The following is a 7869-nucleotide window of genomic DNA, read 5'->3' as shown; positions in this document are numbered from 1 at the left end:
AGCCCTAGCAACCTGCGATCGCTAATCCCCTTGAGAGCCTCTCGTAACACCTCAGGAGCACTATCAATTTCTGAAGCCAAGGGAGCAACGGATTCCCTTAGATAAGACTCTGCTGTCTTTAATAGGCTTTGTTGGTCATTATCGGGATAGGGTTTGAGTACCTGCATCAACCTTTCTAGTTACGCTGATCTACTACATTAATAGTGCCACTGTGATTTATACCATTGTTCAATTCGGTGAGCTACTTTCGTCAAAAAAAGCGATCGCGTAGCGTGACCAAAGGTCAATCGCTTCCGGAGCGTAGATGTGAATACCAACTAATATCAGCTGCTAAAAAACTGTTTTTTCCATATTGTCATGGTTAGGGGTTGGAAAGCTTTGTAGCCTCTTGAGGAAATCTAACAATTCTTGAGGTGTCAGAAACTGACGGGAAATCTTGCCGTAAATCTGCTGTAGGTATTTAACTCCATCTTGTTTTGACCACCGCAACCGTTGAAGTTCCTTGGACGTTTGCTTTAGAATTTCAAAAGATTCGTGAGAGTTGATCCAATCTTCCAATTTTTGTGCCCGGGTCTGTGGCTGTGTTTGTGGCTCTGACTCTGGTCTTGGTTGTGAAATTGGCTGACCAGTTAAAAGTGACTGGCAGGCATTGGCAATAGAATAGATATTAACAGAAGCATCCCAATCATAGGATATATAGCGGTCTCTACTATCATAGAGGGAACAGAACACGGTAGCTGGATTACCTTTTGAGGTATCATTACCCCTCAGAGCGATGGTCAGAGGTTCCTTTACTTGCTCAGGGGATAGCTTAATCAGACTAAGCAAAAAGCAACGAGAAAATATACTATCAATCCCCGACTGGATAGAATACGGTTTATCCGCTAGCACTTGGATGCGGAGTTTAAGCACTTCTTTATCAAGAAATTCTTTGGCCACGATCTCAATCCCACTCACAAAACATCGGATGGCTTGGTGGTAAATGGCTTCTGGTTTATTTTCTGAGTGATTCCAAAAGTGCCACAGGTACTTCCCATTTTCAGAATTTTTGACATAGATAATTTTCGGTATTGGGGCATCACAAAAACCCATTTTTTTTGTATTGTCTAGGTAGCTTGACTGTATTTTTTCGCCCATGATCCTATCCCAAATCTGTCCTTTAAGTATCCAATACTGATGTATGCGATCGCGTAGCGTGACCGTAGGTCAATCGCATTTGTTTGATGAATTTCGGGTTTGCTTTCCTGTAGTGTTTCAATGCTCGCGCATCCCGTTTTTTGATCGCTTTTAGCGTGGCCTACGGCCAATCGCGTAGCGTGACCGTAGGTCAATCGCGTTTGTTGATGATCACGTTATGGTTATAGCCATGAAATTACTATATAAATCCTAAATCTGTGATAATTGTTGATTTAGGATTTCCCTATTACCTATTCCCTATTCCCTATTCCCGTCTTGATGCAGTCGCTCATGGGGGTTTCCCCCGCATGAAGGCGCTGCATCAAGACAACGACAATAATGGTACATTTTCTTATCCCCCACACCCCATACCCCACACCCCACAACCTACACCTGAGGTCAAAGTAAAAAACCTACCCTTATGAACCCTCCTTTCCCCAAACTCCTCCCTCTTCAACAGGTCTTACGCCCCCTGGGTCTAACCGTTGCGCTGGTGCTATCTTGTCTATTAACCCTTACAGGTTGCCATCCGAACCAGTTTAAGACTCAAGCAGCTCAGGTCTCTCAACTAGTGTTAGCTACTCCTAGTGACCCAGCTACCTTTAACACTATTGTTAATACCTCTCCCTTCGGTGTATTTGGTTACCTCTACGAAGGATTGTTGAGTGAGAATGGCATGACAGGGGAGTTGGAACCAGGACTAGCTGAATCTTGGGACATTTCCTCAGACCGACAGCAGATCACCTTCACCCTGCGGGATGGGCTAAAGTGGTCTGATGGGGAACCCCTGACGGTGGATGATGTGATCTTTACCTATCAGCAGCTTTACCTGAATCCCAAGATTCCCACAGTTTCCCGAGATTTCCTCCAGATTGGTAGTACTGGTAAGTACCCATCGGTGCGCAAACTAGACCAGCGGCGAGTTGAGTTTACCTTACCAGAACCCTTTGCGCCATTTGTGAGATCCGCCGGAACCCTAGCCATTCTACCCGCTCATGCCTTACAAGAGTCTGTGGAAGCCACTGATAGTAATGGTAATCCCCAGTTTCTTTCTACTTGGGGAACTGACACCAATCCCCAAGAAATTGTTGGCAATGGTCCCTATCGACTAGAAAAGTATACCCCTGCTGAACGAGTCATCCTACAACGCAACCCTTATTACTGGCGTGTGGATGCTCAGGGAAATCCCCAGCCCTACATTCAACGGATTGTCTTGCAAGTTATCCAATCCTCTGATAACCAGTTAATCAGATTTCGCTCTGGGGAGTTGGATAGCCTCAGAGTCAATCCCGAGGCCTTTGGGTTACTCAAACGAGAGGAAAAACGGGGCAAATACACCATTTACAATGGGGGACCGATGCCTGGGATTAGGTTTGTCGGTTTCAATCTCAACAAAGCTCGCAATGCTCAGGGAAAACCTTTCGTAGACCCAATCAAGTCCCGTTGGTTCAATACCTTGGCCTTTCGACAAGCGGTAGCCTATGCTATTGACCGGGAAAAGATGAAAACTAATATTTATCGGGGACTGGGTGAAGTACAACATTCCCCCATGGCTGTCCAAAGTCCCTATTACCTATCCCCAGAAGATGGGTTAAAAGTTTACAACTATGAACCCCAGAAGGCCAAACAATTACTATTAGACGCTGGTTTCAAGTATAACTCCCAAAATCAGCTACTGGATTGGGATGGCAACCGGGTACAATTCACTATGCTGGTGAAATCAGACGATAAATCCCGAGTAGACGCAGCAGTTCAGATTAAACAAGACTTGAGCCAAATTGGGATAGAAGCAGATTTGCAGGTACTCAGCTTCAACCTTGTGCTCAGAAAGCTCCTATCGACTCGAGATTGGGACTGTTATGTCGGTGCGTTTGGAGCAGCAGTGAGTGAGCCTCACAGTATATTTTTTTTCTGGTACAGTGGGGGCTCGTTTCATCAATTTAATCAAGGTCCTCAACCCGGACAACCACCACTAGAAGGGTGGGAAGTGTCTGACTGGGAGCAAGAGATTGACCGTCTGTTCAATGCTGGGATAAAAGAACTTGATCAGAGCAAACGCAAAGCCATTTATGATCGATTCCAGGAAATCGTTGCCGAGGAGTTGCCCGTGTTTTTCCTGGTCAATTCACTAGACTTTCAGGCCGTACGCGATCGCATCGAGAATATCAAATTTTCTAGCTTAGGCGGACCGTTATGGAACATTGATGAGCTGAGAATTGCGGAAAACTAATCAATTCTTTGGCCTTGGGGGATGGGGAGATGGGGAGATGGGGAGATGGGGAGATGGGGAGATGGGGAGAAGAAATTAATGTGTAGGGGTGTGAGTTGCGTAGTGGCTTGGCACAGCTAAAATAGTGCAATAGAAATAGGATAACTGAGGCGGAAAGTATGGGAAGAGGAAAACGAGACAAGGTGATTCTGAGTCAAGAACAGAGAAAAAGGCTGGAAGTCATAAGCAACAATGGATACGCCCCAGCCAAAAAAATACTTCATGCTCAAATACTGTTGATGTCAGACGAAGGAGGGGAAGCTTTGCGGAAATGGACAGATAACGAAATTGCATTAGCACTCAATCTCCATCGCAATACAGTGGGTCGAGTGCGAAAAAAATTCTTAGAAAAAGGAGTAATGCCAGCGTTAGAGAGAAAACTCAGAAGGAAACCACCAGTAGAGCCGATTGTGGATGGAGAAACAGAAGCTCACATTATTGCCCTTTGTTGCAGTGAGCCACCCCAAGGGAGAGGGAATTGGAGTTTGAGACTCTTAACCACAGAACTCAAGCGACGCTCAATCGTCACGGAAATTTCTAGAGAAACAGTGAGACGAACCCTAAAAAAAACAAATTGCGTCCCTGGAAAACTCAGAGATTCTGTATTCCAGAACGAGATTTGCCAAGATTTGTAGCCGAAATGGAAGTAGTTCTAGACCACTATACTTGTCCTGAAAATCCAGAAATCCCCTTAATCTGCATGGATGAAGCTAGCAAGGAGTTACATGGTCACGCTAAGCGAACCGATTCCGATGCAGCCAGGAGTCAATGCCAAAGAAGACTATCACTACACCCGTGAAGGAGTCCAAGCCCTATTTATGTTTTTTGACCCCAGCCGAGGTTGGCATGGGTGTCAGTTGTCGCGACAACCGCACCAGCTCCGACTGGGCTATGGAAGTCAAGCAATTACTCGATATTGACTATCCTGATGCTCCCAAAGTGCGCTTGCTGTGCGACAACCTCAATATTCATAACATCTCCTCTTTTTACAAGACTTTTCCCGCCTCTGAAGCCCACAGTTTGGCACGGCGACTGGAGATGATTCACACGCCACGCAATGGTAGTTGGCAAAATGAACGCGGAAACTGAGCTATCAGTACTGTCTCAGCAATGTCTTGACCGTCGGATTGCTACGGTTGAGGAACTAAAGAATGAACTTGATGCATGGCAACAAGAGCGCAACAGTACTTCAGCCAAGGTCGTTTGGCGATTTACGACCGAAGATGCACGAGTCAAACTTAAACACCTATATCCTGTATTTGAACTTGATGAAGACCTAGAATCTAATGCACCAAATTAGCTGTGCCACGCCAGTAGGGTGCGTTAGGGAGGGCCTCATTTTCCGCCTCTAGCCCTTGGTTATGTTGCTGCCCGTAACGCACCACCTTGTCAAACAACAAAAATGAGATGCACCCGATGGGAATATGGGGAGAATAAATCAATGTGTAGCCGTGTGAGCGCTAATAATTCCTAGAAAAAATAGCTTGAATCCCCATTAATTTGATGATATTAATTGTGATAATGGCTACAACAAGTGCATATAGAGCATAGAAAGAAAGGCTTGATCAAAAAGATGACAGTACCAACCAATAATCCCCAGGAATTTAGACAATTTGAATATTGTGGATGGCAACAGTCAGTAGACCAATACCATTCCTCTTTTTCCTCTCTGACTAGCCAAACTATCGACTCTCTGCTTGATAGTGTAAATGCGGCAAAGGATATGGAATTACTTGATATTGCCACTGGTCCTGGCTATGTGGCTGCTCAGGCCCACAAGCGAGGATGTAAGGTAACGGGGGTAGATTTATCAGACGCGATGGTTGCTAAAGCACAGCAACTGAATCCCCAAATCGAATTTTGTCAGGGGGAAGCCGAATCCTTACCCTTTCCCGAATCTAAATATCAAGCAGCCGTAATGAACTTTGGAATTTTGCATTTGGCTGAACCAGAAAAGGCACTGGGTGAAGCATTTCGGGTAATTCGGAGCCAGGCCAGGTTTGGGTTTACTGTGTGGAGCAAGCCAGAAAAATCGGTAGCGTTTAAGATTATGAATAAGGCCATCGAAACCTATAAAAATTCAGAGGTTACTCTTCCAGAAGGGCCGCCATTTTTTCTGTTTAGTGAACCGGATTATTGCTTCAAGTGTTTGGAAAATTTAGGATTTAAAAATACTTCTGTGCAAGAAATACCCTTACTCTGGGAACTTAGCAGTGCCGATGAACTTTTTGATGCTTTTTATAAAGGCACCGCCAGAACAGGTGGGATACTGCGCGCTCAAACTAGTCAATCCCTTGACAATATACGGACAGCAATTCACCAGGAAACGGCAAGCTATAGGCAAAATAATCGACTGCTGCTGCCTATGTCAGCCATAGTTATATCTGCTCATAAACCTTGAACTAGTCCCGAATTGAAGTAATAAGCTGGTCTTGATTGTCTTGCGCGTACCCTGAAGATTTTGCTTAAGTGTGCCTCACCAAAGAATATCGACATCATAAAGGGATATTTTCGCATCTTTGGTTATAATCGGAAGGTTTTCCAGCTGACTCTGAGCAATCAATACCCGATCAAATGGGTCTTTATGGTGAGAATCTAGTTTCCATATTTGCAGAACATGTTTTATTTCGATTGGGAGGATTTGAAAGTAGTAGTAATCAAGACGAGTTGGAATATAAGATTCAGGGGATTCTGGCAGAGTTAATTTGCCAATACGAGTTTTGATAATGATTTCCCAAGCACTGGCGACACTGAAAAATATTTCGTTGTCAGGGTCTTGAATAGTTTCACGAGCCCTAGCAGAAAGTCGCGGATCGTCGGCAGCCCACCACAAAAAGGCATTTGTATCAAGTAAAGCTTCCATGTGATCGGTTATCCTTGACCGTAAAAAGATTCTAAAATATCTTCAGGGAGAGGATCGTCAAAATCATCTGGAACAACTAAACGCCCTTTGTCGATACCTGGCACTCTTGGTTTTGATGGTTTTATTGACGGAATAATCCTTGCCATTTCTTGGCCCTGTGTTGAAATGATAATTTCTTCTCCTTTGAGTACCTGACTGAATAATTCAGAGAATCGTTGTTCAGCTTCTTGTTGATTTACGTGAATAGTCATATCTTCATAGTATTTACTTAATATAGTATATCAACCATAAGTACAACCATGATAACCTTAGCTAAATGGTCAATTGAAGACTATCATAACATGATTGCAGCAGGTATCCTAAGTGAGCGTCGTGTCGAATTACTAGAAGGGCAAATTATTGAGATGTCACCAGAGGGACCTTTACATCGTAAAATCAACGATTCGATCGCGGAATATTTGCGGGAAAAGCTCCGAGGTAGCGCCAAAATTTACGAATCACATCCTATTTCCCTTCTTGATTCAGAACCAGAACCAGATATTGCCGTTGTCAAATTGCCCGTTTCCTTGTACGACTCTCGTCACCCTTCTGCCGAAGAAATTTACCTATTAATAGAAATCTCTGATAGTACCTTAGAAAAAGACTTGGAACAGAAGCGAATTGCTTATGCTCATGCTGGCATATTAGAATATTGGGTTGTAGATTTAAAAGCTCAACAACTGATCGTGTTTCAGCAACCATCAGGCAATAGTTATCAAATTCAACAAACCTACAGCCAAGGAAATCTATCCCTTGTTGCTTGTGAGCATATTAAACTATCAGTAGAAAAGCTAGTATCTTTAAACTAAAATAGAGAATAAGCAAGCTAGCAATAGGCAATCACAATAATTAACATAAAGCGTTCGCTTTTAGCGGAAGCAGCGTAAATTAATGGGGTTAATTAAATCAGAAATTTAAGTTACAAACGCCAAGTTATTAGCAACGCCCCATATATAGCCTTTGTATTTGAGACGTAAACCTAGGAAGTCTATTTTTACTGTGCAATAACACTCCGGATCTCTTTCCCCTCCTGGGAGGGGTTAGGGGTGGGTTCCTTTTGCCTGTTGCCTGTTGCCTGTTGCCTGTTGCCTTTTTCGGCAAATCCTGTGTTTACAACCCAGATACAAATGGGCTACTTGGCTAAGCTAACTTGCAACTCCAGGCAATTCCCGCCATTTACCTGTAAGTTATACTCTACCCGATCCATTAGTCGATGGATAATCAGCCAGCCATAGCCATTTTCCTGTAAATCACCTGGAGCCGGTGCTTCATAAAAGGATGGGTCAAATCCTTGACCATAGTCCCAAATCTCCAGAGCAATATCCCGTTCTTTGAGTTCTAGGCGAATCAAAACCGGTAAATTGGGTTGATCGCGATGAGCATGACGAACTACGTTAGAGTAAGCTTCCACTAACACCAATCGCAAACGATTGGATAGACTAGGCCAATCAACACGATTTCCGAGTTCAACCTGCAAAATCCCTAGAAACCAGTTTTCGACAATGCTCAAAGAACGGGATAT

The 7869-nt window shown here is 43.9% G+C and carries 9 protein-coding genes and 1 pseudogene; 5 read left to right on the top strand and 5 right to left on the bottom strand.

The window, feature by feature from the left end:
• Positions 1 to 330 precede the first annotated feature (330 nt).
• A complete protein-coding gene (locus F6K52_RS28070; RefSeq protein ID WP_293086301.1) occupies positions 331 to 1137 on the bottom strand; it encodes a hypothetical protein in 807 nt (268 codons plus the stop codon).
• Positions 1107 to 1331, bottom strand: a complete 225-nt coding sequence (locus F6K52_RS28065; protein ID WP_293086298.1) for a hypothetical protein — start codon at positions 1329 to 1331, stop codon at positions 1107 to 1109. The genes F6K52_RS28070 and F6K52_RS28065 overlap by 31 nt, the downstream gene beginning before the upstream one ends.
• Positions 1332 to 1394: 63 nt before the next feature.
• Between F6K52_RS28065 and F6K52_RS28060 the strand changes: the two genes are divergently transcribed.
• The 4 genes and pseudogenes from F6K52_RS28060 to F6K52_RS28045 all read left to right on the top strand — a co-directional run bounded on the left by F6K52_RS28060 (position 1395) and on the right by F6K52_RS28045 (position 5846).
• Positions 1395 to 1601: a hypothetical protein gene (locus F6K52_RS28060; protein ID WP_293086251.1), complete on the top strand. Its 207-nt coding sequence runs from the start codon at positions 1395 to 1397 to the stop codon at positions 1599 to 1601.
• Entirely contained in the window at positions 1598 to 3406 is a 1809-nt protein-coding gene (locus tag F6K52_RS28055; protein WP_293086248.1) for an ABC transporter substrate-binding protein, read from the top strand. The genes F6K52_RS28060 and F6K52_RS28055 overlap by 4 nt, the downstream gene beginning before the upstream one ends.
• A 158-nt stretch (positions 3407 to 3564) precedes the next feature.
• Positions 3565 to 4745 (top strand): annotated as a pseudogene (locus tag F6K52_RS28050) (IS630 family transposase).
• 273 nt (positions 4746 to 5018) lie between these two features.
• Entirely contained in the window at positions 5019 to 5846 is an 828-nt protein-coding gene (locus F6K52_RS28045; protein WP_293086245.1) for a class I SAM-dependent methyltransferase, read from the top strand.
• Between the two features lie 75 nt (positions 5847 to 5921).
• On the opposite strand, the gene F6K52_RS28040 is transcribed toward F6K52_RS28045, so the two are convergent.
• Positions 5922 to 6308 (bottom strand): type II toxin-antitoxin system VapC family toxin, encoded by a 387-nt coding sequence (locus tag F6K52_RS28040; protein WP_293086242.1) that lies wholly within the window; start codon positions 6306 to 6308, stop codon positions 5922 to 5924.
• Between the two features lie 8 nt (positions 6309 to 6316).
• Positions 6317 to 6559, bottom strand: a complete 243-nt coding sequence (locus F6K52_RS28035; RefSeq protein WP_293086239.1) for a type II toxin-antitoxin system prevent-host-death family antitoxin — start codon at positions 6557 to 6559, stop codon at positions 6317 to 6319.
• Between the two features lie 48 nt (positions 6560 to 6607).
• Here F6K52_RS28035 and F6K52_RS28030 point away from each other — a divergent pair, with 48 nt between their 5' ends.
• Entirely contained in the window at positions 6608 to 7156 is a 549-nt protein-coding gene (locus tag F6K52_RS28030; protein ID WP_293086236.1) for a Uma2 family endonuclease, read from the top strand.
• 323 nt (positions 7157 to 7479) lie between these two features.
• Here F6K52_RS28030 and F6K52_RS28025 read toward each other — a convergent pair whose 3' ends face one another.
• The gene (locus F6K52_RS28025) at positions 7480 to 7869 is read right to left on the bottom strand and encodes an anti-sigma regulatory factor (RefSeq protein ID WP_293086233.1); all 390 of its coding nucleotides are present in this window, start codon (positions 7867 to 7869) and stop codon (positions 7480 to 7482) included.

The organism is Moorena sp. SIO3H5, from assembly GCF_010692395.1.
Lineage (GTDB): Bacteria > Cyanobacteriota > Cyanobacteriia > Cyanobacteriales > Coleofasciculaceae > Moorena.
The sequence above is the reverse complement of the archived record's forward strand: the minus strand, read 5'-3'. Positions and strand labels throughout refer to the sequence as shown.

Excerpts from the sequence above, each read along its gene's own strand:
- F6K52_RS28070 (WP_293086301.1), bottom strand. The coding sequence starts at position 1,137 with ATGGGCGAAAAAATACAGTCAAGCTACCTAGACAATACAAAAAAAATG.
- F6K52_RS28055 (WP_293086248.1), top strand. The coding sequence starts at position 1,598 with ATGAACCCTCCTTTCCCCAAACTCCTCCCTCTTCAACAGGTCTTACGC.
- F6K52_RS28045 (WP_293086245.1), top strand. The coding sequence starts at position 5,019 with ATGACAGTACCAACCAATAATCCCCAGGAATTTAGACAATTTGAATAT.
- F6K52_RS28040 (WP_293086242.1), bottom strand. The coding sequence starts at position 6,308 with ATGGAAGCTTTACTTGATACAAATGCCTTTTTGTGGTGGGCTGCCGAC.
- F6K52_RS28035 (WP_293086239.1), bottom strand. The coding sequence starts at position 6,559 with ATGACTATTCACGTAAATCAACAAGAAGCTGAACAACGATTCTCTGAA.
- F6K52_RS28030 (WP_293086236.1), top strand. The coding sequence starts at position 6,608 with ATGATAACCTTAGCTAAATGGTCAATTGAAGACTATCATAACATGATT.